This window comes from Streptomyces sp. Sge12 (assembly GCF_002080455.1).
Classification (GTDB): domain Bacteria; phylum Actinomycetota; class Actinomycetes; order Streptomycetales; family Streptomycetaceae; genus Streptomyces.
Window position 1 is genome coordinate 2,695,662 of sequence record NZ_CP020555.1, and the last position, 20,499, is coordinate 2,716,160.

General features: G+C 71.5%; 21 protein-coding genes. 11 read left to right on the forward strand and 10 right to left on the reverse strand.

Annotation, left to right across the window (positions count from 1 at the left end; genetic code table 11):
• Positions 1–182: 182 nt before the first annotated feature.
• The 5 genes from B6R96_RS11595 (at position 183) to B6R96_RS11615 (ending at position 5,102) form a co-directional block, all read left to right on the forward strand.
• Complete coding sequence (locus tag B6R96_RS11595; protein WP_030386920.1) at positions 183–1,121, forward strand: cellulose-binding protein; 939 nt, start codon at positions 183–185, stop codon at positions 1,119–1,121.
• A gap of 102 nt (positions 1,122–1,223) precedes the next feature.
• Positions 1,224–2,219: an ABC transporter ATP-binding protein gene (locus B6R96_RS11600; protein ID WP_081522414.1), complete on the forward strand. Its 996-nt coding sequence runs from the start codon at positions 1,224–1,226 to the stop codon at positions 2,217–2,219.
• Positions 2,220–2,221: 2 nt separating this feature from the next.
• Positions 2,222–2,992, forward strand: a complete 771-nt coding sequence (locus B6R96_RS11605; RefSeq protein ID WP_053174634.1) for an ABC transporter permease — start codon at positions 2,222–2,224, stop codon at positions 2,990–2,992.
• Between the two features lie 146 nt (positions 2,993–3,138).
• Entirely contained in the window at positions 3,139–4,269 is a 1,131-nt protein-coding gene (locus B6R96_RS11610; protein ID WP_081522415.1) for an ABC transporter ATP-binding protein, read from the forward strand.
• Positions 4,266–5,102, forward strand: a complete 837-nt coding sequence (locus B6R96_RS11615; RefSeq protein ID WP_081522416.1) for an ABC transporter permease — start codon at positions 4,266–4,268, stop codon at positions 5,100–5,102. Before B6R96_RS11610 ends, B6R96_RS11615 begins: the two co-directional genes overlap by 4 nt.
• Positions 5,103–5,152: 50 nt before the next feature.
• On the opposite strand, the gene B6R96_RS11620 is transcribed toward B6R96_RS11615, so the two are convergent.
• Entirely contained in the window at positions 5,153–5,479 is a 327-nt protein-coding gene (locus B6R96_RS11620; RefSeq protein WP_030386925.1) for a hypothetical protein, read from the reverse strand.
• A gap of 229 nt (positions 5,480–5,708) precedes the next feature.
• On the opposite strand from B6R96_RS11620, the gene B6R96_RS11625 reads away from it, so the two are divergent.
• Complete coding sequence (locus B6R96_RS11625) at positions 5,709–6,740, forward strand: LLM class flavin-dependent oxidoreductase (protein ID WP_081522417.1); 1,032 nt, start codon at positions 5,709–5,711, stop codon at positions 6,738–6,740.
• Between the two features lie 74 nt (positions 6,741–6,814).
• Here B6R96_RS11625 and B6R96_RS11630 read toward each other — a convergent pair whose 3' ends face one another.
• Positions 6,815–7,207, reverse strand: a complete 393-nt coding sequence (locus B6R96_RS11630; protein WP_030386927.1) for an SCO5389 family protein — start codon at positions 7,205–7,207, stop codon at positions 6,815–6,817.
• 220 nt (positions 7,208–7,427) lie between these two features.
• Between B6R96_RS11630 and nucS the strand changes: the two genes are divergently transcribed.
• Positions 7,428–8,099, forward strand: coding sequence for an endonuclease NucS (nucS, locus tag B6R96_RS11635; RefSeq protein WP_030386928.1), 672 nt, complete (start codon positions 7,428–7,430; stop codon positions 8,097–8,099).
• A 66-nt stretch (positions 8,100–8,165) separates the two neighbouring features.
• Here nucS and B6R96_RS11640 read toward each other — a convergent pair whose 3' ends face one another.
• The 4 genes from B6R96_RS11640 to B6R96_RS11655 form a co-directional block, all read right to left on the reverse strand.
• Positions 8,166–10,712: a hypothetical protein gene (locus tag B6R96_RS11640; RefSeq protein WP_081522418.1), complete on the reverse strand. Its 2,547-nt coding sequence runs from the start codon at positions 10,710–10,712 to the stop codon at positions 8,166–8,168.
• A gap of 192 nt (positions 10,713–10,904) precedes the next feature.
• Positions 10,905–11,228: an STAS domain-containing protein gene (locus tag B6R96_RS11645; protein WP_030386930.1), complete on the reverse strand. Its 324-nt coding sequence runs from the start codon at positions 11,226–11,228 to the stop codon at positions 10,905–10,907.
• A 175-nt stretch (positions 11,229–11,403) separates the two neighbouring features.
• Positions 11,404–12,252: a 3-hydroxyacyl-CoA dehydrogenase family protein gene (locus B6R96_RS11650; RefSeq protein WP_030386931.1), complete on the reverse strand. Its 849-nt coding sequence runs from the start codon at positions 12,250–12,252 to the stop codon at positions 11,404–11,406.
• 156 nt (positions 12,253–12,408) lie between these two features.
• On the reverse strand, positions 12,409–12,948 hold the full coding sequence (locus B6R96_RS11655) for a hypothetical protein (RefSeq protein WP_081522419.1): 540 nt from the start codon (positions 12,946–12,948) through the stop codon (positions 12,409–12,411).
• A 104-nt stretch (positions 12,949–13,052) separates the two neighbouring features.
• Here B6R96_RS11655 and B6R96_RS11660 point away from each other — a divergent pair, with 104 nt between their 5' ends.
• Entirely contained in the window at positions 13,053–13,625 is a 573-nt protein-coding gene (locus B6R96_RS11660) for a cob(I)yrinic acid a,c-diamide adenosyltransferase (RefSeq protein WP_081522420.1), read from the forward strand.
• Between the two features lie 9 nt (positions 13,626–13,634).
• Here B6R96_RS11660 and B6R96_RS11665 read toward each other — a convergent pair whose 3' ends face one another.
• Both B6R96_RS11665 and B6R96_RS11670 read right to left on the reverse strand, forming a co-directional pair.
• Entirely contained in the window at positions 13,635–14,555 is a 921-nt protein-coding gene (locus tag B6R96_RS11665) for a MerR family transcriptional regulator (RefSeq protein ID WP_081522421.1), read from the reverse strand.
• A 138-nt stretch (positions 14,556–14,693) separates the two neighbouring features.
• Complete coding sequence (locus tag B6R96_RS11670; protein ID WP_053705308.1) at positions 14,694–15,269, reverse strand: hypothetical protein; 576 nt, start codon at positions 15,267–15,269, stop codon at positions 14,694–14,696.
• Positions 15,270–15,369: 100 nt separating this feature from the next.
• Here B6R96_RS11670 and B6R96_RS11675 point away from each other — a divergent pair, with 100 nt between their 5' ends.
• The 3 genes from B6R96_RS11675 (at position 15,370) to B6R96_RS11685 (ending at position 19,293) form a co-directional block, all read left to right on the forward strand.
• A complete protein-coding gene (locus B6R96_RS11675; RefSeq protein WP_081522422.1) occupies positions 15,370–16,617 on the forward strand; it encodes a sensor histidine kinase in 1,248 nt (415 codons plus the stop codon).
• A complete protein-coding gene (locus B6R96_RS11680) occupies positions 16,614–17,267 on the forward strand; it encodes a response regulator (protein WP_081522423.1) in 654 nt (217 codons plus the stop codon). Before B6R96_RS11675 ends, B6R96_RS11680 begins: the two co-directional genes overlap by 4 nt.
• A gap of 124 nt (positions 17,268–17,391) precedes the next feature.
• On the forward strand, positions 17,392–19,293 hold the full coding sequence (locus B6R96_RS11685) for a glycoside hydrolase family 18 chitinase (RefSeq protein ID WP_081522424.1): 1,902 nt from the start codon (positions 17,392–17,394) through the stop codon (positions 19,291–19,293).
• Between the two features lie 66 nt (positions 19,294–19,359).
• Here B6R96_RS11685 and B6R96_RS11690 read toward each other — a convergent pair whose 3' ends face one another.
• Both B6R96_RS11690 and B6R96_RS11695 read right to left on the reverse strand, forming a co-directional pair.
• The gene (locus B6R96_RS11690) at positions 19,360–19,806 is read right to left on the reverse strand and encodes a DUF2550 domain-containing protein (RefSeq protein WP_030386947.1); all 447 of its coding nucleotides are present in this window, start codon (positions 19,804–19,806) and stop codon (positions 19,360–19,362) included.
• A 164-nt stretch (positions 19,807–19,970) separates the two neighbouring features.
• Complete coding sequence (locus B6R96_RS11695; RefSeq protein WP_030386948.1) at positions 19,971–20,342, reverse strand: F0F1 ATP synthase subunit epsilon; 372 nt, start codon at positions 20,340–20,342, stop codon at positions 19,971–19,973.
• Positions 20,343–20,499: the final 157 nt, after the last annotated feature.

Here is a 20,499-nt window from a genome sequence, read left to right on the forward strand (position 1 = left end):
GATGTGTGCACCTGATGAAGGTTCAGGCGAACGAGTGACAAGCGTTCTGCTGTCTTGCCACTCAAAAGGGGTGTCATTGTCCAGATCAAACGCGGATTGACTCGATGACACGCCGTCTGGGCGCCTAGGATTCCCCTAACACCTCACGTAGCACCTCATCGGTCTCATTCGACAGGAACCCCATGAGCGACACTTCCTCCCCCTTCGGCTTCGAGCTCGTGCGGCGTGGTTACGACCGTGGTCAGGTGGACGACCGCATTACCAAGCTGGTCTCCGACCGCGACAGCGCCCTTGGACGTATCAACTCTCTGGAAAAGCGGATCGAGGAGTTGCACCTCGAGACGCAGAACGCCCAGGCCCAGGTGAACGACGCCGAGCCGTCGTACGCCGGCCTCGGCGCCCGGGTCGAGAAGATCCTGCGGCTGGCCGAGGAGGAGGCGAAGGACCTGCGCGAGGAGGCCCGTCGCGCGGCCGAGCAGCACCGCGAGCTCGCCGAGTCGGCCGCCCAGCAGGTGCGCAACGACGCCGAGTCGTTCGCCGCCGACCGCAAGTCGAAGGCGGAGGACGAGGGCGTCCGCATCGTCGAGAAGGCCAAGGGCGACGCGTCGACCCTGCGCGCCGAGGCCCAGAAGGACGCGGCCTCCAAGCGTGAGGAGGCCGACGCGCTGTTCGAGGAGACCCGCGCCAAGGCCGCCCAGGCCGCCGCGGACTTCGAGACCAACCTGGCCAAGCGCCGTGAGCAGTCCGAGCGCGACCTGGCCTCCCGTCAGGCCAAGGCCGAGAAGCGTCTCGCGGAGATCGAGCACCGCGCCGAGCAGCTGCGCCTGGAGGCCGAGAAGCTCCGTACGGACGCCGAGCGCCGGGCCCGCCAGACCGTGGAGACCGCGCAGCGCCAGGCCGAGGACATCGTGGCCGACGCCAACGCCAAGGCGGACCGGATCCGCAGCGAGTCCGAGCGCGAGCTGGCGGCGCTCACCAACCGCCGCGACTCGATCAACGCGCAGCTGACCAACGTCCGCGAGATGCTGGCGACGCTCACCGGTGCGGCCGTCGCGGCGGCCAACCCGATCGTGGACGACGAGCCCGTCACGCGCGGCGTCCCGGCGCAGCAGAGCCGCTGATCACCGGCGGGTCGTACGCGGTATCCGCCGTGCGCCCGATCGAGGGCCCTATGTCACCCTTTAGAGGTGGCGTAGGGCCCTCGGGCGTTCTAGCGTGGCCGCATGATCGAGCTTGAGGGCCTTACCAAACGATTCGGTACGACGACCGCCGTGGACCACCTCAGCTTCCAGATCCGGCCGGGTGTGGTGACCGGCTTCCTGGGCCCGAACGGCGCGGGCAAATCGACGACGATGCGCATGATGCTCGACCTCGACAATCCGACCAGCGGCACGGTCAGGGTGTACGGGAAGCACTACCGCGACCTGTCGGAGCCGCTGAAGCACGTCGGGGCGCTGCTGGACGCGAAGGCCATGCACGGTGGCCGAACTGCGTACAACAACCTCCTCTGCCTGGCCCAGTCGAACCGCATCCCGCGGCAGCGGGTCGACGAGGTGCTGGACCTGGTCGGCCTGACGGCCGTGGCGAAGAAGAAGTCCAAAGGATTTTCGCTCGGAATGAGCCAACGGCTGGGAATCGCCTCCGCATTGCTGGGCGATCCGGAAATCCTGATGTTCGACGAGCCCGTCAACGGCCTGGACCCCGAGGGAATTCTCTGGATCCGCAATCTGATGAAGGGCCTGGCGGCGGAAGGAAGGACGATCTTCGTGTCGTCCCACCTGATGAGCGAAATGGCGCTGACCGCGGACCATTTGGTCGTCATCGGACAGGGAAAGCTGCTGGCAGACCTGCCGATGGCCGATTTCATCCAGCAGAACTCGCGCAGCTACGTCCGGCTGCGCTCGCCGCAGCAGGAACGGCTGAAGGACCTCCTGCACGAGTCCGGGATCAATGCCGTCAGCGTTCCCGCCACCGGCACCCTGGAGATCGACGGGGTGAGCGCGGAGCAGCTCGGCGAGCTGGCCGCCCAGCACCAGATCGTGCTGCACGAACTCAGCCCGCAACGGGCATCACTGGAGGAAGCGTTCATGCGTATGACGGCGGACTCCGTCGAGTACCACGCCCACGCACCGGGCATGGCTGCCGACAACCCGGCCCGGCCGGCCGACGTCCCCGCCTGGGGCGCCGGCCACACCGCGACGCACAGGGCCGGTGAGTGAGCATGGCCTTCACCGCCGTCCTTCAGTCCGAGTGGACCAAGATCCGCACGGTCGCCTCCACCAGCTGGACCCTCGCCCTCGTCTTCCTCGTCACCGTCGGGTTCGCCGCGCTGTTCAGCGCCACGTTCGATCCGAACAACCTGAACGCGGCCCAGCGGGCCACCTTCGACCCCACCGCCACGAGCCTCAGCTCGATGCAGCTCGGCCAGCTGGCCATGATCGTCTTCGGTGTGCTGGTCGTGAGCACCGAGTACAGCACGGGCATGATCCGCACCTCGCTGGCCGCCGTACCCCGTCGGGAGCACTTCCTGCTCGGCAAGATGGCGGTCGCGACGGCGCTGGCCCTGGCCGTGGGGCTGCTGACCAGCTTCGCGTCGTTCTTCCTCACCCAGGCGCTCCTCGGTGACCTCGGCATCGGGATCGGCGAGGAGAACGTGCTGCGCGCCGTGACCGGCGCCGGACTGTACCTGGCACTGCTGGCCCTCTTCTGCATGGGCGTGGCGGCCATGCTGCGCAGTTCGGTCGCCGCCATCAGCGTCCTGGTCCCCTTCTTCCTGATCGTCTCGAACCTCCTCGTGAGTTTCGAGGCGACGCGTACGGTCGGCCAGTACCTGCCGAGCAATGCCGGGGGGCGGATCATGCAGGTCGTGCCCAACGCGTTCGACAGCCCCGAAACTCCGTACGGCCCGTGGGGCGGCTTCGGGATCCTGGTCCTGTGGACACTGGCCGCGGTACTGGGGGGCTACGCCGTCCTCCGCAAGAGGGACGCCTGACCTCCCACCCCCGTACTACGGGAGATCCCCGGGTCGGCCTCAGGGGCGGCTCAGGGATCCGGGCGGGGACGGAACCGTAGGAAGCTCGTTATCCTCTTAACCCTTACGCGGGCGAAAGTCGTCCCGGCCTGGTAAGGGGCAGCAAGATGATCGAGGCAGTCGGCCTGACCAAGCGCTATGGCGCGAAGACCGCCGTCGACCAGCTGTCCTTCCAGGTCAAGCCCGGTCACGTCACCGGATTCCTGGGGCCCAACGGCTCCGGCAAATCCACCACCATGCGCATGATCGTGGGCCTGGACCGGCCCACGTCCGGTCACGTCACGATCAACGGCCGGCCCTTCCGGGACCTGCCGAACGCCCAGCGGCACGTCGGCGCCCTGCTCGACGCCAAGGCCGTGCACGGCGGCCGCCGGGCCCGCGCCCACCTGCTCTCCATCGCCCAGCTCTCCGGGATCCCGGAGAAGCGGGTGGACGAGGTGCTGGCCGTGGTCGGCCTCCAGGACGCCGCCCGGCAGCGCACGAAGGGCTTCTCGCTCGGCATGGGCCAGCGGCTCGGCATCGCCACCGCCCTGCTCGGCGATCCGCAGGTGCTTCTGTTCGACGAGCCGGTCAACGGCCTCGACCCCGAGGGCATCCTCTGGGTCCGCAACCTCATGCGCCGCCTCGCCTCCGAGGGCCGCACCGTCCTCGTCTCCTCCCATCTGATGAGCGAGATGGCGCTGACCGCCGACCACCTGATCGTGATCGGCCGGGGGCGCCTGCTGGCCGATATGGGCACCCAGGAGTTCATCGCGCACAACTCGGCCGGATTCGCTCGGGTACGCGCGGCCGACACTGATCGCGATGGCCGGGAGACGCTGGGCAGGGCCCTCACCAAGGCGGGCGGACGGGTCCTCCAGGAGCCCGACGGAACACTGCGCGTGACCGGGCTGGAGCTGCCGCAGATCTCGGACCTCGCGCACGGGGCCGGCGTACGGCTGTGGGAGCTGTCACCGCACCGGGCCTCGCTGGAGGAGGCGTACATGCGGATGACCCAGTCCTCGGTCGAGTACACCTCCACCGATGACCCGCGGGCCGAGCTGTGGGAACCGGAGCCGCTCTCCGTCCCCGCGTGGGAGGACGAGGTACCGGCCTCCCCCCAGGTTCCGCAGACGGGCTTCTACGCTCCCCCGCCGCCCGGCGCGGGCGGGCAGCCCTTCCTGATGCCGAGCAACCCCGGCGAGCTGGCGAGCACGTCCGGGAACCCCTCCCCGAACACCCCCGAGGACACCCGATGACCCCGACGACCACGACGGCGGAGCAGCACGGGAGCTACAGCTCCCCCCTGGCCACGCCGCGGCCGCACCTGGGACACGCCCTGGCCTCGGAGTGGACCAAGCTGGTCTCGCTCCGCTCCACCCTGTGGACGCTGGGCTCGCTCGTGGTGATCGTCGTCGGCGTCGGCCTGACCGTCGTCGCGCAGACCGCGGACGCGGACTTCGCGCAGATCAACTTCACCACGCCCGCCCTGATCGGCCTGCTGGTCGGCCAGCTCGCGGTGATCGTCCTCGGCGTGCTGACCATCAGCTCGGAACACGGCACCGGGCTGGTGCGGACCACCTTCACGGCCGCCCCCGACCGGCACCGGGTGCTGACCGCGAAGTACCTCGTCTTCAGCATGACGGCCTTCGTCACCACCACCCTGTCGGTCTTCACCGTCGGGGTCGCCGCGGCGGTCGTGCGCGGCGGCACCGCGTCCGGCCCGCACGCGGCCGGCGAGTGGTTCGGGGCGCTGCTCGGCTGCGGCTACGTCACCCTGCTCGGCGTGCTCGCGCTCGCGATCGGCGCGCTCGTGCGGCACTCGGCCGGAGCCATCGCCGTGATGCTGGGCCTGGTCACGCTGCCCCCGGTGATCGGCGGCATGCTCAGCATGTGGGTGGCCGTCGAGCCCATCGGGCGGCTCATCCTGCGGCACAACGTGCCGGTGGCGATGATGCAGCTGTTCGGCCTGCCGGAGGGCGGCGACCTCGGCCCGTCGCCGAGCAACTTCGCGCACCTGGCGCTGATCGTGGTGATCGCCGGCGCCGCGGTGGCCGGCTCGTACGTGGTCGTCGGCCGCCGGGACGTCTAGGCCGTCTCTTTCGGATCCTGTCGGGCCCGACAGGATCCGAAAGAGACGGCTTAGTACTTCGGAGCGTTGCGGGACCGCTGCACCTTCGTGGTGCGGCGGTCCTTCGCGTTCCAGCAGGCCTTGTGCCAGTGCCGCCGGTCGTCCACGCCGCCGTACTCGGGCCAGGCCACCAGGTGCGGGGTGCCGGAGGGGATCTCCTGGTCGCAGCCGGGGCAGCGGTAGCGCTTGCCCGCCGCGCTCGCGCCGGCCACGTGCCGGACCTTCCAGTCCTCGCCCTGGTACTCCTCCGTGCGCTCCAGCCCGTAGCGGTCGAGGCCGGTGCTGGGGCGTTCGTCCGGGGTCTCGCCGCCCCTGGGGCGGTTGTTGCGCGGTGACACGTATACCTCACGGATGGGCGGACGGCAGTGACTTTCTCCCAGACTACGCGCAGCGAGCCCGGGTACCCGCAGGGTGGCTGAAGAAGGCGGAGGCGCGAAGAGGAATGGCCCGACAATCCCAATAACTTTCGTGTCAGCCCGTGCCTTTGGCACGTGTCAGACGTTGTTGCCATAGGAAGAACCGGTCCACCTGGGGGAGGCCGCGTCAGCCGCGAGGAGGCTAAAGGCGATGCGCGTAGGAGCGTTTGTACTGGCGGCCCAGTTCCCGGGCCAGGGACAGGGAGAGGCACTGCACCGGGCGGTGCGGACCGCCGAGGTGGCCGAGGAGGCCGGTCTCGACTCGGTCTGGCTCGCCGAGCACCACTTCGTCCCGTACGGGGTCTGCCCGTCGGCGGTGACCCTGGCGGCCCTGCTGCTGGGCCGGACCCGGCGGCTGCGGGTGGGCACGGCGGTCAGCGTGCTGCCCAGCACGCACCCGGTGGCGCTCGGGGAGCAGGCGGCCCTGCTGCACATGACCTCGGGCGGCCGGTTCACCCTCGGGGTGGGACGGGGCGGGCCCTGGGTCGACCTGGAGGTGTTCGGGGGCGGCCTGGACAGCTACGAGAACGGCTTCCCGGAGGCCCTGGACCTGCTGCGGCGCTGGCTGACCGAGGCGCGGGTGGGAGCCGCCGGCGAGCGGTACGGATTCCGCGAGGTGGCGGTCGTACCGCGGCCCTCGGAGGCCCTCGACGGGGACGCGGCCGGGCCCGAGGTGATCGTGGCCTGCACCTCGCCCGCGTCGGTACGGATGGCCGCGGAGCGGGGGCTCGCGATGCTGCTGGGGATGCACTGCGGGGACGACACCAAGGCGGAGATGGTCGCCCTGTGGCGCAGCACGGCGCTGGCGGCGGGCCACTCGCGCGAGTCCGTGGCCGGCGCGGGACACGTCTCGGCCGGGGTGTGCCAGATCGCCGACCGCACGGCGGATGCGCGCGAGACCCTGCTGAAGGCGATGCCGGGCTGGCTCAAGCAGGGCCTCGACGCGCACGTGACGGTCGACGGTCGGGCGCGCGCGATGCGGGATCCGGTCGCCTACACGGAACTGCTCTGCGACCTGCACCCGGTCGGCACCCCGGAGGTGGCGGCGGACCGGCTGGCGGCCACGTCGGCACGGACGGGCATCACGCGCTTCGCCCTCCTGACGGAGGGCTCCGGCGATCTCGCCGCGACGGAGGAGAACGTACGACGGCTCGGCGCCGAGGTCCTTCCCCGTCTCGACTGAGACCTGCCGGTCCTACCCGGGCCGTTTCTTTCGGATCACCCCCGTGGAGCCGGGCATGATCCGAAAGAGACGGCCTAGCAGTCCCGCAGCTCCGGCGACTGGTTGAGCAGCTGACCGCGGATCGAAGTGAACTTGGCCAGCCTGTCGTCCACCGAGGGATCCAGCGGGAACACCGCCAACCGGTGACAGTTCTGGAAGGCCAGGCGCACTCCGAAGTGCCGCTGCAGCGCACCGCGTATCGCGTCACTCGCGAGGGCGCGCAGCAGCTGCCCCCGCGCCTGCTCGTCCGGCGGCGGCGTCTGGTTGTCGGCGAACTGTCCGCCGTCCACCTTCAGCTGTGCCACCAGCGAGCTGATCATCTCCCAGGCGTAGGGCAGGGAGGTCCGGACGCAGTCGACGAAAGCGGCTTCGTCGACCTCGCCTCGCTCGGCCTGTTCGAGTAGGGCCGGTGAGACGTCGAGCGACATGGGTTCTCCTCTCGCGACCCCGGCTGTTTGGGTTGCCGGAGTCTTACGGGCAGGGAAGGAGATCGCGACGCAGAGTGCACGCTCGACAACCTCCCGCTCACCACGGTAGGCGCCCCATGGGTGACGCACCAGGAGAATGCGCATACAACGCGCCATCGGCGAAGGGGGCTTTCAGGGGCGAATCGCGTGAAGGCCTTCTCGTCGAGTAGCGTTGCCGACCATGCGTCTCGTCATTGCCCGCTGCTCCGTCGACTACGCGGGCCGGCTCACCGCCCATCTGCCCTCGGCACCCCGTCTGATCCTCGTGAAGGCCGACGGCAGTGTCTCGATCCACGCGGACGACCGAGCGTACAAACCGCTCAACTGGATGTCGCCGCCGTGCACCCTCAAGGAGGGGAGCGGTGACGAGGCCAACGTGTGGACGGTCATCAACAAGGCGGGCGAGAAGCTCATCATCACCATGGAGGAAGTCCTGCACGACTCCTCCCACGAGCTGGGCACCGACCCGGGCCTCATCAAGGACGGCGTCGAGGCACACCTCCAGGAACTCCTCGCGGACCGCATCGAAACGCTGGGCGAGGGCTACACCCTGATCCGGCGCGAGTACATGACGGCGATCGGCCCGGTGGACATCCTGTGCCGGGACGCCAAGGGCGCGACGGTGGCCGTGGAGATCAAGCGCCGTGGCGAGATCGACGGCGTCGAGCAGCTGACCCGCTACCTCGAACTCCTCAACCGCGACCCGCACCTGGCCCCGGTCCGCGGCGTGTTCGCGGCCCAGGAGATCAAGCCGCAGGCGAAGGTGCTGGCGACGGACCGCGGGATGGACTGCGTGGTTCTGGACTACAACGCGCTGCGCGGTATCGAGGACGACAAGCTCCGCCTGTTCTGATCCTCTTCCGGTTCTCCGGCACTTCTCGAGCATCGGCTCCGTCCCGCGGGACGGAGCCGATGCCGTTCACCGGCCCGTGGCCGGCGAGGTGGCCGTGGCGGTACCCGTCTGGGTGGTGGCCGTCGGCGACGGCACGACGGTCTCCGTCGGGGTGGGCGAGGGTCCGGCCGTGGTCGGCGGCGGCGAAACGGACGTCGCGGGCGGGGAGTTCGGGGGCGTCGCGGACGGACGGCGGGACGGGGTCCGGGCGGGGGTGCGGCCCGGGGTCGGGGCGAGGCTCTGGCCGGGCACCGCGGACTGCGCCGGCGGGGCCGAGACGGGCGGCTCCGGTGCAGGATCGTTCTTGCTGACGACCGGAGCCGTCGTGGGCGCCGTGACCGTCGGGGTACGGGTCACCGACGGCCCCTCGGCCGGCGGCGAGGTGTCCGAGGAACTCAGTGCCAGGCTCACGACCGTGCCCAGCGCCACCACCGTCAGCGCTCCCGCACCGGCCAGCAGCACCCGCCGGCGGCGGCCGGGGGCCGGGGCCGGCGCGGCGGCGGGCCGCAGGGCGGGGGTCGGAGCGGGCTTCGGGGTCAGCGGGAAGGCGTCCTCGAAGACCTCGGACAGCGTCGTGGGCGGCTCCGAGCGGGCGGTCACCGGAACGACCGGAGTCATCCGGGTCACCGCCTCGGCGGAGACCGGGACCACAGGAGCCACACGGGCCCCGGGAGCCACGGGGGCCACCTTGGCCGTAGGTGCCTCGGAAGCCGCCGGGGCGCCGGGTGCCGGCTTGGCCGTCTTGGGTGCCGGCTTGGCCGTCTTGGGTGCCTTGGACGCAGGGGCCGCCGGAGCGGCCGGGGTGGCCACCGTCACGGCGTCCGGGGACGCTGCCGGGGCCGCCGGGGCCTCCAGCCGGAGCGGCGGCGACACGGCCGCCACGGCGTTCTCCCGGTCGACGACCAGGGCCAGCGCCCGCCGTCCCGCGACCGTGCCCCGCTTGTCCGCCAGCGCGCCCCGCAGCCCGATCGAGGTCTCCAGCTCGGCGCGCGCCCGGTCCAGGCGCTCCTCGCACAGGGCCAGCACACCGAGTTCGTGGTGGAAGTAGGCCTGCTCGGCGACTTCCCCGGCCTTGCGTGCGGCCTCGGCGCCCGAGCGCAGCACCCGCTCCCAGGCCTCCCAGTGCAGCGAGGCCGCGAACGCCGGAGCCGCCGTGCGTGCCAGCAGCACCGCCGCGACCACGTCCGCACCGGCCAGCGCCGCGAGCACCGCGTCCGCCTCCGCCGCGACCCGCTCCGGGACCACCGAGGCGTGCCCGGTCCACCAGGCGTAGTGCCGGGCGGCCGTACGGGCCTCCTCGGAGGCGGTGTCCCCGTACCCGACCTCCTCCAGCTGGCGGGCGACGCCGGCGGCCAGCCGGTACCGCGTCCCGACGGGGGTCAGCAGCCCGCAGGCGAGCAGCTCCGCCACCGCCGTGTCGGCGTGGGTGTCCCCCACCAGCGCCGGCAGGTGCGCGTGGTGCGGCAGTTCCCCGCCGAGCGCGCACGCGATGCGCAGGGCCGCGCGCGCCGATTCACTGACCCGCGAGGCCAGCAGCTCGGCCGGGGCCGCGCCCTCGGCGAGGGTGGGCAGCGGTACCTGTACGGCGTCGCGCGGGCGCCCCTCGAAGACGCCGGGCTCCTCCTCCTCGTCGTCCTCGTCGCTGTGGTTGAGCTCGTCGCGCTGCCGCAGCAGTGCGGCGGCCTGGACGAAGCGCAGCGGCAGCCCCTCGGAGGCGAAGCACAGGTCGCCCGCCCAGGCGATCTCCTCGTCGGTCAGCGGCCGTCCGGCACCGGACTCCAGCAGTTCCAGGCACTCGGCCTTGCCCAGCCCGCCGAGGAAGACCTCTTCGACGTGCGAGTGGTCCGAGGGGGCGCGGGTGTCGGGGGTGGCGGCCAGCAGGTAGGCGCATTCGGGGGTGGCGCGCAGCAGCTCGTCGAGGGCGGGCCCGCCCATCTCCAGGTCGTCCAGGAGGACGACGGCGCCTATCTCCCGTACGCGGGCCAGGAGCTCGATCCGCCCTGGCCGGGCCCGTTCGGCCTCGTACACGGTGGCGTAGAGCGCGTGGAGCAGTTCTCCGGGCTGCTGGTGCCCGTACCCGGAGAGCCGTACGACGCCGTCGGGCGCGAGGCCCGCGCACCGGTCGGCGACCGCGTCGAGCAGGGCGCTGCGGCCGGATCCCGCGGGCCCGGTCAGCCGTACGGAGCGGCCCCGGCCCAGCAGGCGGACGAGCCGTTCCCGCTCCTCCTCGCGCTCCAGCAGGGGCCGGGCGGGGACGGCGGGGCCCGGCAGTACGGGCGGCCGGGCGGCGGAGTCCCGGACCGCGCGGGCGGCGGCGTCGCGGCGGGCGGGGCGGCCGGGCTCGGTGCCGGGGCGCAGCGGTTCGATCTCGCTGCCGTCGACCGGGTTGACGGTGAGGGTGAAGTCGCCGGCGGTCAGGCTCACGACGCGGGCCGGGCCGGCGGCCGGGGCTCCCGGCGCGGGCGCGGTGGACACCGCGGGACCTGTGGAGACCGCGGGGCCCGTGGGCACCGCGGGCGCGGAGCCGCCCGTGGGCTGCTCGTGCTGCTCGTCCTGCCCCTGTGTACGGTCCATGACCCAGTCCCCCGATCGCGGGCCGCGTGCCTCGCCGTCGTACCGCCCGGCCTTCGCGCACGCGCTGTCGCTCCTGGTCCGGTTTCCGCCCGAACCCTAGACCGTGGCCGGTCGTGCGGGAAACCGCAGGGGGGCGATCACCACCGGACCGTTACGTTTCCGCAGGAAATGCAAAGGTCAGCGGCCTGCCGGTCAGACGCGGGGCAGGGACTCGGCTTCGAGCCCGCCCTCGATCGCGAGGATCCGGTGCAGCCGGGTCGCCACGAGGAGCCGCTGCATCTGCGGCGGCACGCCGCGCAGGACCAGGCGCCGGCCGGTCCGGCCGGCCCGGCGGTGCGCACCCATGATCACGCCGAGGCCGGTCGCGTCCCAGGAGTCGAGCCCGGTGAGGTCGAGCACGAGATCGCCCTGGCCGTCGTCGAGGGCGGTGTGGAGGGCCGTACGGGCGTCCGCCGCGCTGCGCACGTCGAGGCGGCCCCCGACAGCGAGTTCGGCGTGGTCGCCCCTGATGTGCATGTGTACTCCCGGCGGTACTGCGTACGTATGGTCCGACTGGTCCGTGGTCGGCAACTCTCACTGCAACTGACTGTCGCGCGAGCGAGGAAGTTGCCGACCGTGAGCGAACCGATACCTAATTCACCCTGGCGGGTGAAGGCATTCGAACGGTGCTGCTCGGTGGCGGGGCCAGGCCTCAGTGCTTGTAGAAGCCCTGGCCGCTCTTGCGGCCGATGTCCCCGGCGTCCACCATCCGCCGCATCAGCTCCGGCGGGGCGAACTTCTCGTCCTGGGACTCGGTGTAGATGTTGCTGGTGGCGTGCAGCAGGATGTCGACGCCGGTGAGGTCGGCGGTGGCCAGCGGCCCCATCGCGTGCCCGAAGCCGAGCTTGCAGGCGATGTCGATGTCCTCGGCGGAGGCCACGCCCGACTCGTACAGCTTGGCGGCCTCGACGACCAGCGCGGAGATCAGACGGGTCGTCACGAAGCCGGCGACGTCGCGGTTGACCACGATGCACGTCTTGCCGACGGACTCGGCGAACGCCCGGGTGGTGGCGAGGGTTTCGTCGCTCGTCTTGTAGCCGCGCACGAGCTCGCACAGCTGCATCATCGGGACGGGCGAGAAGAAGTGCGCGCCGACGACCCGCTCCGGACGCTCCGTCACGGCCGCGATCTTGGTGATCGGGATGGCGGAGGTGTTGGAGGCGAGGATCGTGTCCTCACGGACGATCTTGTCCAGGGCGCGGAAGATCTCGTGCTTGATCTCGATCTTCTCGAAGGCGGCCTCCACCACGATGTCGACGTCGGAGGCCGCGTCGAGGTCCGTGGTGGTGGTGATGCGCGCGAGCGCCGCCTCGGCGTCCTCGGCCGTCAGCTTGCCCTTGGAGACGAACTTGTCGTAGGAGGCCTTGATTCCGTCCGTGCCACGCGTCAGCGCGGCATCGGTGACATCGCGGAGTACGACGTCCCAACCCGCCTGAGCGGAGACCTGCGCGATGCCGGAACCCATGAGTCCGGCACCGATGACGGCGAGCTTCCCAGCCACTACACACCCCTCGTTTCCCTACGGCACAGTCACGTAGCCACTCCGGCGGAGACTAGCGCCCGGGCGGTGCGGTGTGACCGTGAAGTAACACGCGTCACGTCTCAGATGACGGACATCACACCGGTACGGCCCAGCAGCCGTGCCCGGCCGTCCAGTTCATGTGACGTCGGTCCCTGCGGACCGCTCGGCCAGTGCGCGCAGCCGTCGCAGCTCCTTGCGCGCGGCGCCGAAGCGGCCGAGTTCGACGGCCATGGCACCACGGCCCGCGAGGTGGTGCGCGTCGGCGCAGGCCTGCGCGTCCACCTCCGGCCGTGCGCAGATCTTCCGTTGCAGATGACTGAGGTCCCCGAGGATCCGGCGGGCCGTGGCGAGGTCCGCCCGCGCGAGCCCGGGCTCCGCCCGCAGCATGTCCTTCGCGTAGTCCCAGACCCTCGCCTCGTGCCAGGCGGCGCCCGGTTCGCCCGGATGGTGCGGGTGCCCCGCCCAGCGGGCGGCGCGCTCGCGCAGCTCGTCGACGTGCTCGAGGGCCTCGCCCAGGCGGCCGGCGGCCACGGCCGCGCGCCCGGCGCCGGCACGGCCGGCCACGTCACGGCGGGCGTCCGGGCCCTGCTCCTGCCGGGTGACGAGGAAGCCCGCCAGGAGGTCGATCTGCTGGGCGGCCTCGGCGAGGCGCCAGATGTAGTACACGTCGGCCACTTCGCCGCCCTCCCGTCCCGGGGCCGGCCGGCCCCACAGGACCGTACGCGGACACCGCCGACCGCGCCCGGAATTACCCCGGCGGGCCCGTCTACCCTGGCCGCATGGTGAACCTCACGCGCATCTACACCCGTACCGGCGACAAGGGCACGACCGCCCTGGGCGACATGAGCCGCACCGCCAAGACCGACCTGCGGATCTCCGCGTACGCCGACGCCAACGAGGCCAACGCGGCCATCGGGACGGCGATCGCGCTCGGCGGGCTGTCCGCGGACGTGGTCAAGGTCCTGGTCCGCGTGCAGAACGACCTGTTCGACGTCGGCGCCGACCTGTGCACCCCCGTGGCCGAGAACCCGGAGTATCCGCCGCTGCGCGTGGAGCAGTTCTACGTGGACAAGCTGGAGGCGGACTGCGACCACTTCCTGGAGCAGGTGGAGAAGCTGCGCAGCTTCATCCTTCCCGGCGGCACCCCGGGCGCGGCCCTGCTGCACCAGGCCTGCACGGTGGTGCGGCGCGCCGAGCGCTCGACGTGGGCGGCGCTGGAGGTGCACGGCGAGGTGATGAACCTGCTGACCGCGACCTACCTCAACCGCCTCTCCGACCTCCTGTTCATCCTGGCCCGGGTGGCCAACAAGGAGGTCGGGGACGTTCTGTGGGTACCGGGCGGCGAGCGCTGACCACCTGCCCTAGGGGGTCGCAGAAGCGGGTGGCTCGTGGGCGGCGAGCTCTTCGGCCAGTTCCATGCAGCGCAGGCGGGCCGGGGACAAGTCGTAGGGCATCTTTCCGATGGCCGCGAACGCGCTCAGGGACTCCTGTCCCCCGCCGGAGCCCCGGCCGGCCCCGGCCCCGTCCCCACCCCCATCGGCGGTAGCGGGGTGCAAGGCGTCCCAGGAGTCGAAGAGCGCATCGTCGCTCTCTGCCGCGCCGGAATCCTCGATGACGGCCTGCAGCAGCTTTTCGAAGGCGTGCCGTTCGGCAGCCACCCGGGCCACGCGGGGGTCATCGACAGCGATCGTGTCATCCAGTGCCTCCTCGGCGGCATCGACGCGGTCGGACTCCTCCCGCAGATCCGGATGGACGGCCAGGGCGATGAAACGGGAGGCCTGGAGAGCCGCACCGAGCGGCCCGAAGATCCGCTCGGTGACCAGCAGGCTGTCCAGGTCCTCCCGGCGCAGGGAGCCCTCGGGCAGGCCCCTGAGCCGGCTGGTGACGAAGTCGGAGAGCAGGCCCAGCCTGCTGCCCTCGGTGCGCATGCGCTGCACGGCGGTCCGCTGCCGCCGCAGCTCTGCTTCCTGCGCGACCAGGGATTCCTCCAGCCGTTCCAGGATGCCCGCGATGCCGTGGTCGCCGTCGGCACCGGCGGAAGCCGTGTCGGCGAAGGCGTCGCGGATGTCGTCCAGGGCGATCCCGGCGTCGGCCGTCCTGCGGATCCACAGGAGCCGGACCATGTCCTCGTAGCCGTAGCGGCGGCGGTCGTCACTGCCCCGCTCGGGCTCGGGGAGCAGGCCGATCTCGTGGTAGTGGCGGATCGCCCGCGGTGTGGTGCCGACGAAGGCCGCCGCGTCACCGATCCTGACCCGGCGCGGAGGGATGAAGGACGCATACATGAGCCGGGCCTTCCTCAGGGGAGTGGTACGTGGGTCCACCCGACCACATACCGCTACGGAAGGTGCAACGCGCGGCGCTCCGCCCCGCATCCGCACCGCGAGGCGCAGGCCCTGCGCAGGCAACCCGGCCCGGAGCGCCTAGCGCTCCGTGCGGGCCAGGGGGGTCGGTTCCCCGGCGGCCTTCGCCGGGGCCTTCGTCGGCCAGATCGTGTAGGCCGCGGCGACCAGGGCGTGGATGCCGACCACGCGCAGCGCGCCGAACTGCCAGGCCTGGAGCGAGCTGACGTCGCCCGCGTCGCCGACGTACCAGATCGCCACCTGGAGCAGGGCCAGGGCGACGGCCGCGGCGATCACGGTACGGACCCACAGCTTCCACTCGTGCCGGGCGCGGGCCTTCCCGTACCCGGCGCCCGCCGGCTTCGGCCCCCCGGCCAGCCGGTACGCGGCGTGCCCGTCGAGCCACTTGATCGTGTAGTGGCCGTAGGCGACGGTGTAGCCGATGTAGAGCGCGGCCAGTCCGTGCTTCCAGTCCGGCTCGGCGCCGTTCTTGAGGTCGAGCGTGCTGACCACGAGCAGCACCAGCTCCATCAGCGGCTCGCACAGCAGGACGGCCGCCCCGAGCCTCGGCATCTTCGCGAGGTACCGCAGCGCCAGACCGGCCGCCAGCAGTACCCAGAAGCCGACCTCGCAGGCGATGATCAGCGCGACGATCATGGGACTCTCCGTCCGCTCGGGTTCTTCGTTCCCTTCCAGGCTCCCGTCCGCACGGGCCCGATACGTCGTCGCCATTGACCATGTGGGCCTGCATCGTTCGATGTACCCCCGCCTCGGCCGCTCCGCCGAGGTGCGGGGCCCGCGCACCCTGTTGGATGGGAACGTGACCGAGAAGAGCCTGCGCCCCCACCGTGACGACGTCCTCCTCGCGGTGGTCAGCACGGCCGCCGGCCTGGCCTTCTGGGCGCTCGGGGTCTACAGCAGCCCCGGCCGCGACTTCCTGCCGGCCTGGGCGGCCCTCGTCCCGCTGGTGCTCCTCGGCTCGATGGAGCTGCTGCGCCGGACCCTGCCGCAGGTGACCCTGGCCGTCGGCACCGCCGGGGTGATCGCCGACCAGTTCACGGTCGGCAGCCTCGCCACCGTCGTGATCTTCACGGACCTGATGTACGCCGCCGTCGTGTACGGAAAACCGGCCATGGCCCGACGGCTCCCGGTCACCACCGGCCTGATCACCGTCGTGGTCACCATCGCCTCGCTGGCCTGGCTGCGGACCCCGCAGGCCCTGCTGATCGGCGTTATCACCGGCATCGTGAGCTTCGCCCCGGCACTGACCGGCGCCACCCTGCGCAACCACCGGGAGGCCGCCGAGGCGGCCCGGCTGCGGGCGGAGCAGACCGCGCTGCTGGCCGAGATGGACCGCAGCCAGGCCGTGGCCGCCGAGCGCGCCCGGATGGCCCGGGAGCTCCACGACATGGTGGCCAACCACCTCTCCGCCATCGCCATCCACTCCACCGCCGCGCTCTCCATCGACACCGCCGCGACCAGTCGCGACGCGCTCGGGGTGATCCGCGAGAACAGCGTGCAGGGACTGGCCGAAATGCGCCGTCTGATCGGGCTGCTGCGGGATGCCGGGGGCGACCGGGAGCCGGTCGCCGTGCCCTCGCTGGACGGTCTGGACGCCTTGATCGGGCAGGCCCGGACCAATGGCTCGGGGAGCGGGCTGACCTTCGTACTCCACGACGACCGGCCGTCCGGGGAGCCCACGGCGGCCCCCGTGGAGCTGGCCGCGTACCGGATCGTCCAGGAGTCGCTGACCAATGCCCTCAAGCACGCCGCCCCGGGCACCGTCACGGTCCGGGTGGCGCGCGCCGACGGGCTGCTGCGCGTGGCGGTGGACTCCCCCTACGGGGACCGGCCCGGCCCCCGCGCCCCCGGCTCCGGGGCGGGTCTGATCGGCATGCGGGAGCGGACGGAACTGCTGGGCGGGGAGTTCACTGCGGGCCGGTCCGGCGCCGTGTGGCAGGTACGGGCGACACTGCCCGCGGAGGAGAAGGTGGTGGAGGCATGACCATCCGGGTGGTGGTGGCCGAGGATCAGTGCGCGGTACGGGCGGGGCTGGTGCTCATCCTGCGCAGTGCGGGGGACGTCGAGGTCGTGGGCGAGGCCGGCGACGGGGAGGAGGCGGTGCGCCTCGCCCGGGAGCTGCGGCCGGATCTCGTCCTCATGGACGTGCAGATGCCCCGGCTCGACGGGGTGTCCGCGACGCGTCAGGTGGTGTCGGAGGGCCTGGCCGACGTCCTGGTGCTGACCACCTTCGACCTCGACGAGTACGTCTTCGGGGCGCTGCGGGCGGGGGCCGCGGGCTTCCTCCTGAAGAACGCGGACGCGGCCGAGCTGATCGCGGCGGTACGGACGGTCGCGCGCGGGGAGGGTCTGATCGCGCCGGCAGTGACACGGCGGCTGATCGCCGAGTTCGCGGCGCCCCGGCCGGCGCGGCCGGCCCCGGCGCCGGAGCGGGCCGCGGCGGTCGCCTCCCTCACCCCGCGGGAGCGGGAGGTGCTGAGCGCGCTGGGCGAGGGCCTGTCGAACGCGGAGATCGCCGTGCGCCTGGACATGGCGGAGGCGACGGCCAAGACGCACGTCAGCAGGCTGCTCGGCAAGCTGGATCTGCGCAGCAGACTCCAAGCGGCGGTGCTGGCTCAGGAGTTGGGGATATAGCTGCGCGGTCGCGCACCGGTCTGGACCTCTTGACGGTTGGTCCAGACCTTTCTACGCTCGCCGCAACACTGTGGTGAGCGTGCCATGACAAAGCGTGCTCACGGGCGGCGCAGGTCCCACCCCCATGTCGCAGTCGGCCCCACGGCGGCGACGGACCTACGGAGGATCACCCTTGAGCACAGCATCCCCACCCCGCACCCGGCGCACCCGGTTCTTCCGCCGAGTGGCGGCCGTCGTGGCCGCCCTCGCCCTGCCCGTCACCGGACTCGTCGTACTGGCCGGCCCGGCCCAGGCGGCCGCCTCCGCGACGGCCACGTACACCAAGGTCTCCGACTGGGGCTCCGGCTTCGAGGGCAAGTGGGTGGTGAAGAACACCGGCACCACCACCCTCAGCAGCTGGACCGTGGAGTGGGACTACCCGGCGGGCACCTCGGTCACCTCGGCCTGGGACGCCACCGTCACCGGCTCGGGCACCCACTGGACCGCGAAGAACGTCGGCTGGAACGGCACGCTCGCTCCCGGGGCGACCGCCAGCTTCGGCTTCAACGGCGCCGGCGGCGGCGCCCCGAGCGGCTGCAAGATCAACGGCGCCTCCTGCGACGGCGGCACCCAGCCCGGCGACACTCCCCCCACGGCTCCCGGCACCCCCACCGCGAGCAACGTCGCCGACACCTCGCTCACCCTGACCTGGACCCCGGCCACCGACGACAAGGGCGTCAAGAACTACGACGTCTACCGGGGCTCCGCCAAGATCGCCACCGTCACCGGGACCGGCTACGCGGACTCCGGCCTGACCAAGGGCACGACGTACACCTACAGCGTCACCGCCCGCGACACCATCGACCAGACGGGCCCCTCCTCCGGCTCCGCCACGGTCACCACCACCGGCGGGGTCATCCCCCCGGACCCGGGCGGCAAGGTCAAGCTCGGCTACTTCACCAACTGGGGCGTCTACGGCCGCAACTACCACGTGAAGAACCTGGTGACCTCCGGCACCGCGGGCAAGATCACCCACATCAACTACGCCTTCGGCAACGTCCAGGGCGGCCGCTGCACCATCGGTGACTCCTACGCCGACTACGACAAGGCCTACACCGCCGACCAGAGCGTCGACGGCAAGGCCGACACCTGGGACCAGCCGCTGCGCGGCAACTTCAACCAGCTGCGCAAGCTGAAGGCCCAGTACCCGAACATCAAGATCCTGTGGTCCTTCGGCGGCTGGACCTGGTCCGGCGGGTTCGGCCAGGCCGCGGCCAATCCGGCGGCCTTCGCCCAGTCCTGCTACGACCTGGTCGAGGACCCGCGCTGGGCCGATGTCTTCGACGGCATCGACCTGGACTGGGAGTACCCGAACGCCTGCGGCCTGACCTGCGACACCTCCGGCCCGGCCGCCCTGAAGAACGTGATGCAGGCGATGCGCGCCAAGTTCGGCACGGGCAACCTGGTCACCGCCGCCATCTCCGCCGACGGCACCAGCGGCGGCAAGCTGGATGCGGCCGACTACGCGGGCGCCGCCCAGTACGTCGACTTCTACAACGTGATGACCTACGACTTCTTCGGCACCTGGGCCGCCCAGGGCCCGACGGCCCCGCACTCGCCGCTGACCTCCTACGCGGGCATCCCGCAGGAGGGCTTCCACTCCGAGGCCGCGATCAGCAAGCTCAAGGGCAAGGGGATCAGCGGCAGCAAGCTGAACCTCGGCATCGGCTTCTACGGCCGCGGCTGGACCGGAGTCACCCAGGCCACCCCCGGCGGCACCGCCACCGGACCGGCCCAGGGCACCTACGAGCCCGGCAACGAGGACTACAAGGTCCTCAAGAACACCTGCCCGGCCACCGGCACCGTCGCCGGCACCGCCTACGCCAAGTGCGGCAGCAACTGGTGGAGCTACGACACCCCCGCCACCATCGCCGGGAAGATGAGCTGGGCCAAGCAGCAGGGCCTCAGGGGAGCCTTCTACTGGGAGTTCAGCGGCGACACCGCGAACGGTGAACTCGCGAACGCGGTCCACACCGGGCTCCAGTAACAAGACGGAAGCCGGGGAGACGGGTCCGCCCCCGTCTCCCCGGCTTCTCCGTACCCCGCCGGGGTACTACGCCACGTTCACCCGCTGGCCGGGAGGAGCCGCCTCCAGCCACGCCAGGAATCCGGTCAGCGCGTCCTCGCTCATCGCCAGCTCCAGGCGCGTCCCCCGGTGGACACAGCCGAGCACGACGGCGTCGGAGAGCAGGGCCAGCTCCTCCTCGCCCTCCGGGGCGCGGCGGGCGACGACCTCGATGGAGGAACGCTCCAGCAGCCGGCGCGGCCGCGGGGAGTACGAGAACACCCGGAACCACTCGATCCGGTCACCGCTGTAGCGGGCGACCCCGTACACCCAGCCCTTGCCGGAGATGTCGGGCTCCTCCGACACGCCCCAGCGCATGCTGCAGTCGAAGGTGCCGCCGGACCGCTGGATGAGTCTGCGGCGCAGTCCGAACACGAACAGCCCGATCACCACCAGGGTTACGACCAGGCCGCTCACAAGCAGAGCGAGGAGCATCTTCACCGACCTCCTCGCTCATCGAATACGCATGAGAAAAAAACGGACCTGCATCGCCTCAGCCGCGACCCGGTCTGGAAAATTCCAGCACGGACCGCGGCTGAGGTCTGCTGACTCCCGGCGGTCGCCCCCCGGGACTCAAGCGATCAAACTCCGACGGGCATTCAGCCCGTTACGGCGCGCAGCCGGACATCAGCGCGACGCTCGGCGGCCGCATCGGCCTCCGACTTCGCGCGCTCCAGTGCCCGCTCCGCACGCTGGACGTCAATCTCGTCCGCGAGCTCGGCGATCTCGGCCAGCAGGGACAGCTTGTTGTCCGCGAACGAGATGAAACCGCCGTGCACCGCGGCGACGACAGTGTTGCCCTCGCTGGTGCGGATGGTCACCGGGCCCGATTCCAGCACACCGAGAAGCGGCTGGTGACCGGGCATGACGCCGATGTCGCCGGACGTGGTGCGGGCGACAACAAGGGTGGCCTCGCCGGACCAGACATTGCGGTCCGCCGCGACCAGCTCGACGTGCAGCTCAGCAGCCAAGGTGGCTCCTCGGGTCACCACCCGGCGGGTCGGCCGGGTGTTGGGTCAAATTCTAATGGGCGTGAGGAGAGGGACGGGACATACCCGCCCCTCTCCGTCTGCAAGACACGGCCGGCCTTCGCCGGCGGCCTGCGAACCGGAGCGCCCCTCGCGGAGC